Raw genomic sequence first — 15,218 nt, forward strand, 5'->3', positions numbered from 1 at the left:
CGCTATGCCCCTGGCTCGAAGAAAATTCTGATGGACCTCGCCGGATACGAAAAATGGGTCGAAAAGGGACAGGAGTCGCTATCGTTTCAGACTCCAGCTATGAAATCACCTTCCCTTTCAAGGGGAAGCGGTGTCGCGAGCGTATCCGGACGAAGCCCTCGCCTGCCAATACTCGAAAGCTAGAGCAGTTCCGCGCCGCGATCATGCACGCGATCGAGAAAGGCGAGTTCAACTACGCCGAGACCTTCCCCCAGTCCAAGCATGCGGCGGAACTGGCGGAGCGTCCCGGCGACGCCCTCACGGTCGAGTCCTATTTCGACACCTGGCTGAAACGGAAGAAGGTCGAGCTCAAGGCCTCCACCTACACCGGCTATGAGCTGATCGTGAACCGCTGGGTCATCCCCAAATTTGGCAAGCTGCCGCTCTCCGAGCTGAAGCGCGCAGCCATCCGGGATTGGCTGGCAGTCATCGATGACGCCAAGGAAAAGAAGGTCTCCAACAAGCGGCTGTCGAACATCCAGAGCTGCATGCGCTCCGCCCTGGGCGATGCTGCCGCCGACGAGATCATCGATGCAAACCCCATCGCCGGCTACACCTACGCCCGCGCCGAGCGCCCGGCGCCGGATGGCGAGGACACCGACGAAATCGACCCGCTGTCGCCCGCCGAGCAGTCAGCCGTGCTGGAAAAGCTGCGTACGGGCGACTCCAACATGATCCAGTTCGCCCTGTGGACCGGCATGCGCACGTCCGAGCTGATCGCGCTGAACTGGTCCGACATCGATTTCGTGGAGGGCTATGTGCGCGTCCGTCGCGCGCTGACCCGTGAAGCCAAGGGTGTGGTTGAGTTTCCCAAGACGAACGCCGGGCGCCGCGACATCCGCCTGCTGGCGCCGGCCGCCGCCGCGCTGGAGGCGCAGAAGCCACTCACCTTCTTGGCTGAGTTGGACGGGCCAGTTTTCAAGACGAACGCGGGGGAGCGGTTTTCGGGGTCGCACCAGATCTGGCGCATCTGGCGGTCAGCGCTGAAGCGCGCCGGCGTCCGGTACCGAAACCCGTACCAGACCAGGCACACGTACGCCTCGATGATGCTGTCGGCCGGGGAACACCCGATGTGGGTGGCAAAGCAGATGGGGCACGCTGACTGGACGATGATCGCCCGCGTGTATGGCCGCTGGATGCCGTCGGCTGACGCCGAGGCGGGGAATCGGGCCGTGAAGAAGTTCGCTGCAAATGCTGGCAAAAATGCTGGCAAATCGGCAGCCAAACCGGCAAAAACTGGCTAAATTTTTGCCAGTATCAGCAGCCTAGAGCATTGATTTATAAGGAAATCTTGGTGCGAGGGAGGGGACTCGAACCCCTACACCATTGCTGGCGTCAGGACCTAAACCTGGTGCGTCTACCAATTTCGCCACCCTCGCGGTCCTTGGACGGTGGTCGACAAAGCAAAAAAGGCGGCTGGAACTGCCCGCCTTTTCTTGCTTGCGGCGACTAGGCGCCGGGACACCGTCCGTGCCGCTGGCGTAACTTCTGCCTGCGGCGCAATAAGGAAGCGGATTGTAACGCAAGGCGGCAGGGGAATCCAGTCCCCTGCCCGCCCTGCGGGCATCCTGCGCCGTGATCAGTGGCGGGCGCGGATGAAAGCGATCACCAGTACCGTCGCGCAGGCTTCCAGTGCGGCCACAAAGTACAGGCCGCCGGCCAGTTGGCCGGTGCTGGTCTTGAACCAACCAATCATGTACGGCGCCACGAAGCCGGCCAGATTGCCAATCGAGTTGATCAGCGCGATGCCGCCTGCGGCTGCGGTGCCGGCAAGGAATGCCGACGGCAGCGACCAGAACACCGGGAAGGCGGCCAGGATGCCGATGGAGGCGATCGTCAGCGCGATCAGGGCCAGCACGGCGCTGTGGAGCAGGAAGCCGGTCAGCGTCAGGCCCACGGCTGCCACCAGTGTTGCCATCGCGCAGTGCATGCGGCGCTCGCCGGTGCGGTCCGAGTGGATACCGTTGAGGACCATGGCGATGGTGCCGGCCACGAACGGGATTGCGGAGACCAGGCCGATTTGCAGGTTGCCCTGTACGCCGAGTTCCTTGATGATCGATGGCGACCAGAATGCGATGGTGGCGTTGCCGCTGACGACGCAGAAGTAAATCGCCGCGCAGATCCACACGCGTGCATTGGCGAAGGCGTCCTTGAGGGACGAGTGCTTGTTGGGGTCACGCGCCTCAGCTTCCACGTCGCGCGTGACGATGGTCTGCTCCTGCTGCGTCAGCCACTTCGCGTTGACCGGTTTCTCCGGCAGATACATCAGCACCGCGATGCCCGCCAGCACCGAAGGGATCCCTTCGATCACGAACAGCCATTGCCAGTTGGCCAGGCCATCCACACCGTCCATCGCGCTCATGATGAAGCCGGCCAGCGGGCCGCCCACCACGCCGGCAATTGCGAACGAGGTCATGAACAGGCCATTGATGCGTGCGCGACGCGCGGCCGGGAACCAGTACGTCAGGTACAGCACCACGCCCGGGAAGAAGCCCGCCTCGAAGACACCGAGCACGAAGCGCAGCGTATAGAACTGCATCGGCGTCTTCACGAAGATCATCGCCATCGACGCCAGGCCCCAGAGGATCGTGATGCGCGCCAGCGTCTTGCGGGCGCCGATCTTCTCGAGCAGCAGGTTGCTCGGCACCTCGAACAGAAAGTAGCCGATGAAGAAAATTCCCGCGCCCAGCCCGTACACGGCCTCGCTGAACTGCAAGTCCTGCAGCATCTGCAGCTTGGCAAAGCCGACGTTGACGCGGTCGATCCAAGCCAGGATGAACAGGAAGACCAGGAAAGGGATCAGGCGCACGGTAATCTTGCGATACGCCTCGTTGCGTTGCTGAGCCAGTTCCGCGGCAGGCAGGCTCTCCGGGGCGCCAGGGGCGCCGCTCATCACGATGGACATCTGTGACTACTCCTTGGGTGTGGTGGGCGGGGCCGCGCTGCGTTGGCGCGGCCCTCTCGGTCTTGCGTTGTGCTAGCCGTGGGATCCGGCGGAAAGAAGGATCAGCGCATCAATCGAAGGCGCGTTCGATGGCCGCGGCCACCTGCAACACGCGCGCGTCACTGCCATGCAGGCCGCACACGCCGAGGCCAATACCTTCGCCGGCTGGCAGTGTCGCCGCACAGCCGTCGAGGAAATTGATCACGCTTGCATTGCGAAGCACCAGGCCGTTGACCGCGAAGAAGTCTTCGTCGCGTTCGAGGGCATCGAGACGCGGCGGGCGTACGGCCACGGTCGGCATCAGCCATGCATCGGCGTCACGCAGCAAGACGGCGGCACGCTGTTGCATCGCGCATCGCGCGGCCAGCAAGTCGATGTAATCCGCCGCCGACTGCTTCTCGCCCCGGCGAATGCGCTGTGCCACTCGTTGGTCGTACTGGTCACCCTTGGCCGCCAGCAATGTGCGATGCCAGGCCCACGACTCGGCCGCGGTCAGGCCTCCACCGCCATTGATCTCCGGCAGGCGGCGCAGTTCGGGGAAGTCGAATGGAACGATCGTGGCGCCCTGGGCTGACAGCCTTGCCAGTGCGGCTTCGAACGTCTGCGCCACTTCCGGGTCGAGACCATCGCAGACGAAATCGCGCGTCACGTAGAAGCGCAGTCCACGCAGGTCCGCCGCGCGGGTATCCAGCGTCTCGCCGCTCAGCACCGCATCCATCGCCACGCAACAGGCAACCGAGCGCGCCAGCGGCCCTGCGGAGTCGAGCGACGTCGACAACGGCACTGCGCCGTCCAGCGGCACGCGACGCGCCGTCGGCTTGAAACCAGTCAAGCCGCAGAATGCCGACGGAATGCGGATCGAGCCGCCGGTATCGGTGCCGAGCGCAGCGACAGCCATGTCCTCGGCCACGCTCACCGCGCCACCCGATGTCGATCCACCGGCAACACGCTCGGGGTCGAACGGCGTGCGCGGCGTGCCGTAGTGCGGATTCAGCCCCAGGCCCGAGAACGCGAACTCGCTCATATTGGTACGGCCGATCAGCACCGCGCCAGCGGCACGTAGTCGCGCCACGGCGGGCGAGTCAGCCTGCGCCGGCGCACCACCGTCGAGGGCCTTCGATCCGGCACGCGTGACCTGACCGCGAACGTCGAACAGGTCCTTGATCGAGATCGGCAGCCCGGCCAGCGGCGAGGCCACAAGGCCCACGCTGCGCGCCTGATCGGCCGCACGTGCCTGGGCCAGCGCGCCCTCTGCATCGACCGTCATGAAGGCCGATCCGCCCCCCTGCTGATGCCGGGCGATATTAGCCAGCGCGGCCTCGGTCAGCGCCACGCTCGTGGTGCGGCCTGCAGCCAGCGCTGCGGCCAGTTGGGCAATGGTCGGCGCGCTCATTCGGCCACCGCCAGTGATTCCACGCGATATGCATGGCGCAGCGTGCGGTTGCGCACGGGGTCGTGCAGTTCCACTTCAAACGCTTCGCCATGGCCCAGATCGCCGATCACTGCCTGCGTGCCGCAGAACATTGCGGTGCCCACGGGCAATTGCGCCTCGCCGGTCAGGCGCTGGATCAGGTCGCGCGGGTCCAGCAGGCGCGTCACCTTGCCTTCCTGATATAGCGAGCGCTGACCATCGCGCACGCGCCAGCAACGCATTTCCAGCACGTCCCAGTGGTCGGCCACCTCGTCAAAACGCCAGACTTCGCGGCCCATCGGCTTGGCGCACAACTGCTTCGACACCGTCACGTCATACGCCTCGACCTTGCGATCGGTGTGATCGGAACCGATGCCGATATAGAGTCCGTCTGCGCCCTGCAGCAGCACGAACTCGGTTTCGCCCGAGGAATCGTCGCGCGGCACTTCGAGCACGTCGTCGGTGGTCAGCAGCGAGGCGGCCAGCGGATAGAACGTCGGCACGGTTGCGGGCGGCTTGACGCCGAGCGCCTTGAGTTCGTCGATATGGTGCTGGACGGCGTCCATGTCGCGGCCGGTCCAGCCAGCGATGATCAATCGTTCGATGTCGAGGGCGAGCGCGCCCCCGCCGGCTACCTGAAGATGCAGTGTCGGCATTGCGTACTACCTTGTTACGAGGGGAAAAGGGTCGGTCAGAGTGTCCGGATGATGTTCTTCCGGAATTCGTCGATATGTTCGCGGATGGCCTCGCGCACCGCCGGCACGTCGCGCCGCTCCAGGGCGTTGACGATCTCCAGATGCTCCTGGTAGACGTTCTCCAGGTGCTGCGGATCCGACAGTGAGAGGAACCAGAAACGCGCCTGCTTCTCATGCAGGCCGCGCAGTAGATCGGCCAGCACGCGGTTGCGCGAGGCGGCCGACATCGCCGTGTGGAACTTCAGGTCCAGCGCGGCCAGCGCCGGGATATCGCGCCTGGCGATCAACTCGGGCGAGCGGTCGACGATGTCGCGCATCGCCTTGAAATCGCTGTCGTGACCGCGTTCGCAGGCCAGGGTGGCGCACAGCACCTCATTGGTCGCGCGCACTTCGATCATGTCGAGCACTTCATTGAGCGACAGCGGCGTCACCAGCACGCCCTTGCGCGGCAGGATCGATACCAGCCCTTCCACCTCCAGGCGATGCAGCGCCTGATGCACGGGGGTACGACCAAGACCGAGCAACGCGGCCACCTGGGCCTCGTTCAGCGGCTCGCCGGGCCGGAACTCGCACGAGATGATGCGACGCTTGATCTCGGTGTATGCGTGTTCGCGCATGGCCGCGCCGCTCTGGGCGGGGGTCGGGATTGTGGGTTCGGCGTCGGCTGCGCCGACCAGTCGGATGGGATTCGCCACGGCAGATCGGAATCTGTTTGATGTTGCAGTGATACTAGTGTGATATTTCACTGAGCACAACCCGAGAAATTGTAGGGGTAAACACCAAGCAGCTTCGCAAATAGGCCGGCTCACGTATCATGGGCAATCGGTCTGAAATCGATAATCGATTCGACCGCATCTTGGTGCAATACATCTACATCGTGGTGCAGCGGGTCACGCCGATGGTGCCAACTTCAGGTCCAAGACCATGACCACCGACGACAAAGAACGCCCCGACCCGCTGTTCAACCAGTCCCTTGAAAAGGGCCTCGAAGTACTGCGTGCATTCAGCGCCGTGCATCGCACGCTGACGTTGGCCGAGCTGGCAGCACTGACAGGCATGACCAAGAGCTCCGCCCAGCGCACGATCCACACGCTGGAGCGGCTCGGGTACGTCGACAAGCATCCCCAGACGAGGCGTTTCCGGCTGACGCCCAGAGTGATGGAGATCGGCTACAACTACCTTGCCGCAGACGCCCTGATTCCGATCGCCAGCCCCTACCTCTCGCAACTGGCCAATGCCAGCGGCGAGACCGCCAACCTGACCGAGCCTGTCGGCCTGGAGATGGTCTACATGGCGCAGCTCGTGACCGCCAAGCACATGCCAGTGCTGACGCCGGTGGGCATGCGGATTCCGATGTACTGCACAAGCTCGGGACGCGCTTACCTGAGCACGCTGCCGGACGAACGCGTGCGAGCGATGCTTGAAGCGTCCGCGCGCACGCCACGCACACCGGTCACGCTGACCGACGTCGAGACCATCTTCGAGCGCGTCGTGGCATGCCGCACCGTCGGTTATGCGTGCAACGAGGAGGAACTGTTCCTGGGCGACATGGGAATTGCCGCGCCGGTGGTGAACAGCCGTGGCGAGGCAGTGGGAGCGGTCCATGTTTCGCCACCAGCCAGCCGCTGGACCATGGTCGACGCGCAGAAAAAGCTCGGCCCGCTGGTGGTCGAATGCGCGTGGGCGATCTCGCGATCGATCGCCCACTGAGCCGGCAGGCGCTTATCGCGCGTGTTCCAGCATGGCTCGCAGCAGGACGTTGGCACCGGCTTCGATATGCTCGGGCAGCGCATCCTCCAGCTCGTTATGGCTGATGCCGTCCTTGCACGGTACGAAGATCATGCCGGTGGGTGCGCGCTGTGCAACGTACACCGCATCGTGTCCGGCGCCACTGACCACATCCATGTGCGGCAGATCCAACCCAACCGCCGCGCGGCGAACGCTATCGACGCACGCCGGTGCGAACAGGCAGGGTTCGAACTTGACCACCTGCCGAATCTCCACGTCTACGGCCGCCGCATCGGCAATACCGGCGAACGCCCCACGCATCGCTGCGTCCATCCGGTCAAGGCCATCTTGCGAGAGATGACGAACATCCACCGAGAAATCCACGCGCCCTGGTATCACGTTGCGCGAGTTCGGCGTGACCTCCAGGAAGCCCACCGTGCCGCGGCCATGCGGCGCTTCGTCGCGCGCAATGCGATTCACCGCCTCGATCATGCGCGCCGAAGCCAGCAGCGCGTCGTGACGCAAGGCCAGCGGCGTCGGGCCTGCATGCGCATCCTGGCCGGTGACCGTCACGTCGTACCATTGCTGCCCAAGTGCCCCCGATACCACGCCGATCGGTAGGCCAGCCGCCTCCAGGACTGGCCCTTGCTCGATATGCGCCTCGAAGTAGGCCGAATACATGCCACCGGGCACTTCACCCGCACGCTGCGTGCCGCGATAGCCGATAGCTGCGAGCGCATCACCAACACTCACGCCGTCTCGGTCTTGCTGCCGTCTGGCGAACTCCGCATCGAATACGCCCGCGAATACGCCCGATCCCATCATCACGGGCGTAAAGCGCGTGCCTTCCTCGTTGGTCCAGATCGCCACCTCCAGCGGTGCACGTGTGGCAATGCCCAGATCGTTGAGCGTGCGCATCACTTCCAGACCCGCCAGCACGCCGAAATTGCCGTCGAACTTGCCGCCGGACGGTTGGGTATCGATATGGCTTCCCGTGGCCACCGCTGGTGCGGTGGGGTCTGTGCCGGCACGTCGTGCGAACACATTGCCGATCTCGTCCACGCGCACGTCGAGCCCAGCCTCGCGGCACCAGCTCGCCACGAGGTCGCGGCCCTTTCGGTCGTCTTCGGTCAGCGCAATACGGCACACGCCACCCTTAGGCGTGGCGCCGAGCGCGCCCAGATCCATCAGCGATTGCCACAGGCGTGCGCCATTGATGCGAGGAGTGAATTGCGAATCCATGTCTGTGTTGTCTGCAGTGAGTGAACATCAACCTGGGTACGAGCAAGAAGCAGACCACTGACAGGTGCGGACAGTCTCGGCCATGACCACCCGTCGATGGTGCATGGCCACTGGCACATCAATTGCTTGACGGAGCGATGTCCATCCACAGCCCATTCCGTTTCAGGAGCCCCGCCCGTGACCTACTCCACGCCCTCCCATTCGAAAGGCCTTTCCGCCGCGATTCGCACTGTCTCCGCCGCCGTCACGTTGTCGCTGCTGGCCCTGCCCGGCGCCGCGATGGCCGAGAAGGTGCTCCGCATCGGCATGACGGCCGCTGACATCCCGCGCACACTCGGCCAGCCCGACCAGGGTTTCGAAGGCAACCGGTTCACCGGCATCCCGATGTATGACGCACTCACCCAGTGGGACCTGTCGAAGAGCAACGGCCCAAGCCTGCTGATTCCCGACCTGGCAACCGAATGGAAGGTCGACGACAAGAACAAGACCGAATGGACGTTCAAGCTGCGCCCAGGCGTGACGTTTCACGACGGCACGCCGTTCAATGCCGATGCCGTGGTCTGGAACGTCAACAAGGTGCTCGACAAGACCGCGAAGCAGTTCGACCCCAGCCAGGTTGGTGTCACCGCATCGCGCATGCCCACGTTGCGTAGCGCGAAGAAGATCGATGACATGACCGTGCAACTCGTCACGTCAGAGCCGGATTCGTTCCTGCCGTACAACGTGTCGAACCTGTTCATGGCGTCGCCGACCCAGTGGGAGAAGAAGTACGCGGCGGTCCCTGCCTCCGTGACCGAGCCGGCGGAGCGCAGCAAGCAGGCATGGGTGGCCTTTGCGGCAGATGCATCGGGCACGGGCCCATTCAAGATGACCCGATTCGTCCCGCGCGAACGCCTGGAGCTTGCCAAGAACCCCGCCTACTGGGACAGCAAGCGGGTGCCAAAGATCGACAAGGTCGTGATGCTGCCGATGCCCGAGGCCAATGCACGCACCGCGGCACTGCTGTCAGGCCAGGTGGACTGGATCGAGGCCCCGGCACCTGATGCCATCGCGCAGATCAAGAGCCGTGGCTTCGATGTGTACGCCAACGCGCAGCCGCACATGTGGCCATGGCAATTGTCATTCGCGCCGAATTCCCCGTGGCTCGACAAGCGCGTGCGCCAGGCCGCGAACCTTTGCGTGAATCGCGCCGGCCTGAAGACACTGCTCGGCGGCTACATGGCCGAGGCCAAGGGCATCGTCGAAGCCGGAAACCCGTGGTGGGGCAATCCGGCATTCACCATCAAGTACGACCCCGCGGCCGCGCGCAAGCTGATGACGGAGGCCGGATACTCCGCCGCCAAGCCGGTGAAGGTAAAGGTCCAGGTATCCGCATCGGGCTCCGGCCAGATGCAGCCGCTGCCCATGAACGAGTACGTACAGCAAAACCTCAAGGAGTGCTTCTTCGACGTGGACTTTGACGTCGTCGAATGGAACACGCTGTTCACGAACTGGCGCATTGGCGCGAAGGACGCGAGCGCGCATGGCGCCAACGCGATCAACGTGAGCTTTGCGGCGATGGACCCTTTCTTTGCCATGGTCCGCTTCGTCAGCACGAAGACGCAGCCGCCGGTTTCGAACAACTGGGGCTACTTCGGCAACGCGGAGTTTGACAAGCTGATCGAGACCGCGCGCACCTCGTTTGGCGAAAAGGAACGAGATGCCGCGCTGGCAAAACTCCACGCGCGCATCGTTGAAGAAGCGCCATTCGTGCTGATCGCCCACGATGTGGGCCCGCGAGCGATCTCCCGGAAGGTCAAGGGGGTGGTGCAGCCGCAGAGCTGGTTCATCGATATCGCGACGATGTCTATCGATTGACGGACTCGCCGCAGTGCCCTCCTCCGCGGAAGGGGGCACTTTCCCGCGCCAACGTATTTGCCTATTCCGCAAGCCGGCCATAGACCATGACTTACCTGCTTCGCCGCATCGCATATGCCCTGCCGATCCTGCTTGGGGTCGCCCTGCTCTGCTTCTCGCTGGTCCACATTGCTCCCGGCGATCCCCTTGTGTCGGTGCTGCCACCCGATGCATCCGAGGATCTGCGGCGACAACTGACCGCGCTGTACGGGTTCGACAAGCCGTTTCTCGAGCAATTCCTCCATTGGCTGCTGCGCGCGCTGCATGGGGACCTCGGTACGTCGATCGCCACGAACCGGCCGGTGATGAGCGAGGTGTCGGTAGCCGTCGTCAACTCCGTGCGCCTGGCCGCCGTCGCCACGCTGATCGGCTTCACGTTCGGCTGCCTGTTCGGCTTCGTGGCCGGCTACCTGCGCGATTCGGTGCCCGATCGTGTGGCGTCGTTCCTGTCGGTACTGGGCGTCAGCATTCCCCATTACTGGCTCGGCATGGTGCTGGTGATTGCGTTCTCCGTGCTTCTGGGATGGCTGCCGGCCACCGGCGCCGGCCCTAACGGCTCGGGCGACTGGAGTTGGGATTGGGAACACATCCAGTACATGCTGTTGCCTGCGGTCACGATGTCGGTGATTCCGATGGGCATCGTGGCGCGCACCATCCGCGCACTGGTGGCCGAGATCCTGTCCAACGAGTTCATTGTCGGCCTGCGGGCGCGCGGATTGTCGGACCTTGCCGTCTTCCGTCACGTGGTCAAGAACGTTACGCCGACGGCGCTCTCGGTCATGGGCCTGCAACTGGGCTATCTGCTCGGCGGCTCGATCCTGATCGAAACGGTGTTCTCCTGGCCAGGCACCGGCTTCCTGCTGAACTCCGCCATTTTCCAGCGCGATTTCCCGTTGTTGCAGGGCACGATTCTCGTCCTGGCCGTGTTCTTCGTGATGCTGAACCTGCTGGTCGACGCGTTGCAGACATTGTTCGACCCCCGTATCCAACGCAACTGAGGACGCCACGATGGAAATGACATTGAACAAGGCCGTGGCACCGCTTCCCGTGGAGCGTTCACCCGGATACTGGACCACGGTCTGCCGCCGGCTGCTGCGCAACAAGCTCGCGATGCTGGCCGCACTGATCCTGATCGTGCTTGTCCTGACGGCGATCTTCGCGCCGGCGCTGATGCCTGCCGACCCCTATGCGTCGTCGATTCTCAAGCGATTGAAGCCGATCGGCTTCGACGGTCACCTGCTTGGCACCGACGAACTGGGCCGCGACATGCTGTCGCGCCTGATGCTTGGCGGGCGGTTGTCGCTATTCATGGGCATCACGCCGGTACTGCTCGCCTTCCTGATCGGCAGCACGATCGGCATCGTCGCCGGTTATGCGGGTGGCTGGACGAACACCGTCATCATGCGGCTCACTGACATCCTCTATGCGTTTCCCTCGGTACTGCTGGCCATCGCGCTATCCGGCACACTGGGCGCGGGGGTTGGCAACGCATTGTTATCGTTGACCATCGTGTTCGTGCCGCAGATCGTTCGCGTCGCCGAAAGCGTGACCACGCAGGTACGCAACCGGGAATTCGTCGATGCCGCCCGCGCCTCGGGCGCATCGTCGCTGACCATCGTGCGCGTGCACGTCCTCAACAACGTGCTCGGCCCAATCTTCGTTTATGCCACGAGCCTGATCTCGGTCTCGATGATCCTGGCTTCCGGGCTGTCGTTCCTGGGGCTTGGCGTCAAGCCACCGGAGCCCGAATGGGGCCTGATGCTGAACACCCTGCGCACCGCCATCTACACCCAGCCATGGGTGGCCGCGTTGCCCGGCGCGATGATCTTCCTGACCTCGATCTCGTTCAACCTGCTGGCCGATGGCATTCGCTCGGCCATGGAAATCAAGGAGTAAGCATGGTTGAAACGCATGCCCCCCTGCCTACCGCCCCCACAGATGTCGGCGGCCGGGCGCAGCCACTGCTCATCGCACGCCAGTTGGTCAAGCACTTTCCGTTGAAGTCCCCGGTCCCGCTGCGCAAGGGCGGTGTCGTGCGTGCCGTGGACGGCGTGAGCTTCGATGTCCTCAAGGGCGAAACACTTGGCGTCGTCGGGGAATCTGGCTGCGGCAAGTCCACCACGGCACGCCTGCTGATGCAGCTCACGCCGCAGGACAGCGGCGAACTGATCTTCGATGCGCAGGGCGTCGACTCCCGGCAATTGCCGATGAAGGCGTTCCGCAGTCAGGTGCAGATGGTATTCCAGGACAGCTACTCGTCGCTCAACCCACGACTGACTATCGAGGAATCGATCGCGTTCACGCCACGTGTCCACGGCGTTTCCGCACGGGAAGCCACGGAACGCGCCCGCTACCTGCTGGAGCGCGTGGGGCTGGAGCCGAAGCGATTCGCCGGGCGCTATCCGCACGAACTGTCGGGCGGACAGCGCCAGCGCGTGAACATTGCGCGTGCGCTGGCGCCACGGCCCCGCCTTGTCATTCTTGACGAAGCCGTGTCCGCCCTCGACAAGTCCGTGGAAGCCCAGGTACTGAACCTGCTGATGGACCTCAAGGCCGAATTCAACCTGACCTACGTATTCATCAGTCACGACCTCAATGTGATTCGCTACCTTTGCGACCGCGTCATGGTCATGTATCTGGGCAAGGTCGTGGAGATCGGCGCAACCGAATCCGTCTATGCCAACCCGGCCCATCCCTATACGCGGGCGCTGCTGACATCGATGCCTTCGATGGACCCCGACCAGCGCACGCTGGCCGCGCCGTTGGCCGGCGATCCGCCCAACCCGATCAATCCGCCATCGGGCTGCAGCTTCCATCCGCGCTGCGTGCGTGCCGAGCCCATTTGCGAGCGGCGCGAGCCTGTGCTCACCGACGCGCTCGCCGGCCATCCAGTGTCATGCCTGATCGCCATGCCAGACGGCGGCCACTCGCTGCCGCTGCGCCGGCTGACGACGAACCTGCATGCCGCCACGCCCTGAACTCGCGGAGACACCAATGTCCACCGACCCCCTCCATTCCCAACCACCCGCAGTCTCCGTGCGAGATCTGCGTGTGTCCTTCGCAAGCGGCGGCAAGACGATCCAGGCCGTCAACGGTGTATCGCTGGAAGTAGCGCCGGGCGAAGCCGTGGCGCTGATCGGCGAGTCGGGCTCTGGCAAGAGCGTCACGCTACGCGCCTTGATGCGTTTGCACCCGCCACGCCGCACGACGATATCCGGCGAGATTCAGGTCGACGGCCAGTCCGTGCTGGATCTCGACAAACGCGGGCTGGCCCGCCTGCGCGGCGGCACCGTCGCCATGGTGTTCCAGGAGCCACTCCTGGCGCTGGACCCCGTCTACACGGTTGGGCAACAGATTGTCGAATGCATCCGCACACACCGTGGGGTATCGACTTCGGAAGCGCGTGCGCTGGCACTCAAGGCGCTGGAATCCGTGCGCATTCCCAGCCCGGAGCGACGCCTGGCCGCCTATCCGCATGAGATGTCGGGCGGCATGCGTCAGCGCGCGATGATCGCGCTGGCGCTGTCCGCGCAGCCCAGGATCCTGCTGGCCGACGAGCCCACGACGGCACTCGATGCCACGGTGCAGATCCAGGTATTGATACTGCTGCGCGAACTGCAGCGCGAGCTCGGCCTGTCGATCATCTTTGTCACCCACGATATCGGCGCCGCCGTGGAAATCGCAGATCGTGTCGCCGTGATGTATGGCGGACGCATTGTCGAGGAGGGCCCCATCCGCACGCTGATGCGTGACGCGCGCCATCCCTACACGATCGCGTTGCTGCAAAGCCGACAGCATGGCATGGGCCGTGGCGAACGCCTCGCGACGATCGGTGGCGCGCCGCCTGACCTCGCAGCGCTGCCGCCCGGCTGCACGTTCGCACCACGTTGCCCACAGGCCAGTGCGGCCTGCCTGTCGGAGGTCCCGAAAGCCGTATCGCTCGGCAATGAGCATCGCGTCAGCTGTGTGCGTGTTACCGCGCCCGCTGCCAGCGAATGCGTCGCCTGAAACCGTTTGATCGATTCCAAGGAAATCGCACCCATGAGCCTGGCCACCCATCCCTCGCGCGCCTTTCTGCCCTACCCCGATGCCCCCGTGCCAAACGCGGCCAATGGCCCGCTTCGCGGCCTGACGTTCGCCGTCAAGGACCTTTTCGACGTCTCCGGCTACCCCACGGGCGGCGGCAATCCGCATGTGTTGGCACGCTCGGGCATCAAGACCACCACAGCGCCCACCGTCCAGAAACTGCTCGATGCTGGCGCGGCGTTCGTCGGCAAGGTCCATACGGACGAGCTCGCGTTTTCCATGAACGGGCAGAACCATCACTACGGCGGCCCTTACAACGGCGCGGCGCCCGATCGCATTACGGGGGGCTCGTCGTCGGGCTCGGCGTCCGCAGTGTCGAACAAGCTGTGCGACTTCGCGCTCGGCACCGACACCGGTGGCTCGGTCCGCGCACCGGCCAGTCATTGCGGTCTGTTCGGCATACGTCCGTCACATGGCCGGATATCGCTGACTCACTGCATGCCACTGTGCGAAACACTGGATACGTGCGGCTTCTTCGCCCGGGATATCGCCACCTTCGCGCGCGTGGCCGATGTCCTGCTGGGTGCGGATGCCAATCCGCTGCCCAGCCGGCCCAGGCTGTTGCTGGCAGCCGACCTGTTCGAACTGCCAACGCCCGAGGCGCGCAAGGCGCTTGCACCCGCCACCGCTCGCATCGAGGCCGTGCTCGGTAAAGCCTCGCCCGTTGACGTGGCCGATCGTCCGCTGTCGGATCTGTACTGGGCCTTTCGTTACGTGCAGGGCTGGGAGGCGTGGCGGGCGGATGGCGCGCTGATCGAGAACTATGGACTGCAGCTGGGGCCCGATGTCGCCGGCCGATTCGCCTTCAGCAAGGAGGTAACGGCAGCGCAGTTCGAGAAATCGAGCGCCGTGCGCCGGGAGTTCACGGCTCACCTGGGCTGTCTGCTGGGTCAAGACGGCATTCTGTTGCTACCGACGATGCCGGACATCGCGCCACTGCGTACGACGCCGATGGAAGCACTCGAAGACTACCGGACCACCGCGGCGCATACGCTATGCCTGACCCCGCTGACCGGATTCCCTCAACTCAGCCTGCCGCTATCCGGGCGCGACGGCGCGCCACTGGGAGTATCCCTGATTGGCCCCATGGGGAGCGACCGCAGCCTGATTGCCGTGGCCGAAACATTGATGACGGCGATTGCCTGAACTAAGCTGGTGCCAGACCGCTCCCCGATCC

The 15,218-nt window shown here is 64.3% G+C and carries 13 protein-coding genes and 1 tRNA gene; 8 read left to right on the forward strand and 6 right to left on the reverse strand.

What is annotated here, in order from left to right:
• The first annotated feature begins 53 nt into the window (after window positions 1-53).
• Window positions 54-1,283: an Arm DNA-binding domain-containing protein gene (locus WD006_RS06305; protein ID WP_029307738.1), complete on the forward strand. Its 1,230-nt coding sequence runs from the start codon at window positions 54-56 to the stop codon at window positions 1,281-1,283.
• Between the two features lie 48 nt (window positions 1,284-1,331).
• Here WD006_RS06305 and WD006_RS06310 read toward each other — a convergent pair.
• From WD006_RS06310 to WD006_RS06330, 5 genes are all read right to left on the reverse strand, one after another.
• Window positions 1,332-1,418, reverse strand: a tRNA-Leu gene (locus tag WD006_RS06310).
• Between the two features lie 200 nt (window positions 1,419-1,618).
• Window positions 1,619-2,944, reverse strand: a complete 1,326-nt coding sequence (locus WD006_RS06315; protein WP_008651583.1) for an MFS transporter — start codon at window positions 2,942-2,944, stop codon at window positions 1,619-1,621.
• A 109-nt stretch (window positions 2,945-3,053) separates the two neighbouring features.
• The gene (locus tag WD006_RS06320; protein WP_029307737.1) at window positions 3,054-4,376 is read right to left on the reverse strand and encodes an amidase; all 1,323 of its coding nucleotides are present in this window, start codon (window positions 4,374-4,376) and stop codon (window positions 3,054-3,056) included.
• A complete protein-coding gene (locus tag WD006_RS06325) occupies window positions 4,373-5,050 on the reverse strand; it encodes a DUF2848 domain-containing protein (protein ID WP_029307736.1) in 678 nt (225 codons plus the stop codon). Before WD006_RS06325 ends, WD006_RS06320 begins: the two co-directional genes overlap by 4 nt.
• Before the next feature lie 35 nt (window positions 5,051-5,085).
• Window positions 5,086-5,784 carry a GntR family transcriptional regulator gene (locus tag WD006_RS06330; RefSeq protein ID WP_017514871.1) on the reverse strand — a complete coding sequence of 233 codons (699 nt, stop codon included), beginning with the start codon at window positions 5,782-5,784 and terminating at the stop codon, window positions 5,086-5,088.
• Window positions 5,785-6,013: 229 nt separating this feature from the next.
• On the opposite strand from WD006_RS06330, the gene WD006_RS06335 reads away from it, so the two are divergent.
• The gene (locus WD006_RS06335; RefSeq protein ID WP_011516661.1) at window positions 6,014-6,799 is read left to right on the forward strand and encodes an IclR family transcriptional regulator; all 786 of its coding nucleotides are present in this window, start codon (window positions 6,014-6,016) and stop codon (window positions 6,797-6,799) included.
• Between the two features lie 12 nt (window positions 6,800-6,811).
• On the opposite strand, the gene WD006_RS06340 is transcribed toward WD006_RS06335, so the two are convergent.
• The gene (locus WD006_RS06340; protein ID WP_011516662.1) at window positions 6,812-8,059 is read right to left on the reverse strand and encodes a Zn-dependent hydrolase; all 1,248 of its coding nucleotides are present in this window, start codon (window positions 8,057-8,059) and stop codon (window positions 6,812-6,814) included.
• Window positions 8,060-8,338: 279 nt separating this feature from the next.
• Between WD006_RS06340 and WD006_RS06345 the strand changes: the two genes are divergently transcribed.
• From WD006_RS06345 to WD006_RS06370, 6 genes are all read left to right on the forward strand, one after another.
• The gene (locus tag WD006_RS06345) at window positions 8,339-9,916 is read left to right on the forward strand and encodes an ABC transporter substrate-binding protein (RefSeq protein WP_227874149.1); all 1,578 of its coding nucleotides are present in this window, start codon (window positions 8,339-8,341) and stop codon (window positions 9,914-9,916) included.
• An 86-nt stretch (window positions 9,917-10,002) separates the two neighbouring features.
• Window positions 10,003-10,953 (forward strand): ABC transporter permease, encoded by a 951-nt coding sequence (locus WD006_RS06350; RefSeq protein ID WP_029307733.1) that lies wholly within the window; start codon window positions 10,003-10,005, stop codon window positions 10,951-10,953.
• 10 nt (window positions 10,954-10,963) lie between these two features.
• Complete coding sequence (locus WD006_RS06355) at window positions 10,964-11,851, forward strand: ABC transporter permease (RefSeq protein WP_008651572.1); 888 nt, start codon at window positions 10,964-10,966, stop codon at window positions 11,849-11,851.
• Window positions 11,852-11,853: 2 nt separating this feature from the next.
• Entirely contained in the window at window positions 11,854-12,933 is a 1,080-nt protein-coding gene (locus tag WD006_RS06360) for an ABC transporter ATP-binding protein (protein WP_029307732.1), read from the forward strand.
• 16 nt (window positions 12,934-12,949) lie between these two features.
• On the forward strand, window positions 12,950-13,963 hold the full coding sequence (locus WD006_RS06365; RefSeq protein WP_029307731.1) for an ABC transporter ATP-binding protein: 1,014 nt from the start codon (window positions 12,950-12,952) through the stop codon (window positions 13,961-13,963).
• 33 nt (window positions 13,964-13,996) lie between these two features.
• Window positions 13,997-15,187 (forward strand): amidase, encoded by a 1,191-nt coding sequence (locus WD006_RS06370; protein WP_011516667.1) that lies wholly within the window; start codon window positions 13,997-13,999, stop codon window positions 15,185-15,187.
• The last annotated feature ends 31 nt before the right edge of the window (window positions 15,188-15,218 follow it).

This window comes from Cupriavidus sp. Met-2, assembly GCF_049843575.1.
Lineage (GTDB): Bacteria > Pseudomonadota > Gammaproteobacteria > Burkholderiales > Burkholderiaceae > Cupriavidus > Cupriavidus metallidurans.

Coding starts and splice junctions, on each gene's coding strand:
- WD006_RS06305 (WP_029307738.1), top strand. CDS start 54: ATGGGTCGAAAAGGGACAGGAGTCGCTATCGTTTCAGACTCCAGCTAT.
- WD006_RS06315 (WP_008651583.1), bottom strand. CDS start 2,944: ATGTCCATCGTGATGAGCGGCGCCCCTGGCGCCCCGGAGAGCCTGCCT.
- WD006_RS06320 (WP_029307737.1), bottom strand. CDS start 4,376: ATGAGCGCGCCGACCATTGCCCAACTGGCCGCAGCGCTGGCTGCAGGC.
- WD006_RS06325 (WP_029307736.1), bottom strand. CDS start 5,050: ATGCCGACACTGCATCTTCAGGTAGCCGGCGGGGGCGCGCTCGCCCTC.
- WD006_RS06335 (WP_011516661.1), top strand. CDS start 6,014: ATGACCACCGACGACAAAGAACGCCCCGACCCGCTGTTCAACCAGTCC.
- WD006_RS06340 (WP_011516662.1), bottom strand. CDS start 8,059: ATGGATTCGCAATTCACTCCTCGCATCAATGGCGCACGCCTGTGGCAA.
- WD006_RS06345 (WP_227874149.1), top strand. CDS start 8,339: ATGGCCGAGAAGGTGCTCCGCATCGGCATGACGGCCGCTGACATCCCG.
- WD006_RS06350 (WP_029307733.1), top strand. CDS start 10,003: ATGACTTACCTGCTTCGCCGCATCGCATATGCCCTGCCGATCCTGCTT.
- WD006_RS06355 (WP_008651572.1), top strand. CDS start 10,964: ATGGAAATGACATTGAACAAGGCCGTGGCACCGCTTCCCGTGGAGCGT.
- WD006_RS06360 (WP_029307732.1), top strand. CDS start 11,854: ATGGTTGAAACGCATGCCCCCCTGCCTACCGCCCCCACAGATGTCGGC.
- WD006_RS06365 (WP_029307731.1), top strand. CDS start 12,950: ATGTCCACCGACCCCCTCCATTCCCAACCACCCGCAGTCTCCGTGCGA.
- WD006_RS06370 (WP_011516667.1), top strand. CDS start 13,997: ATGAGCCTGGCCACCCATCCCTCGCGCGCCTTTCTGCCCTACCCCGAT.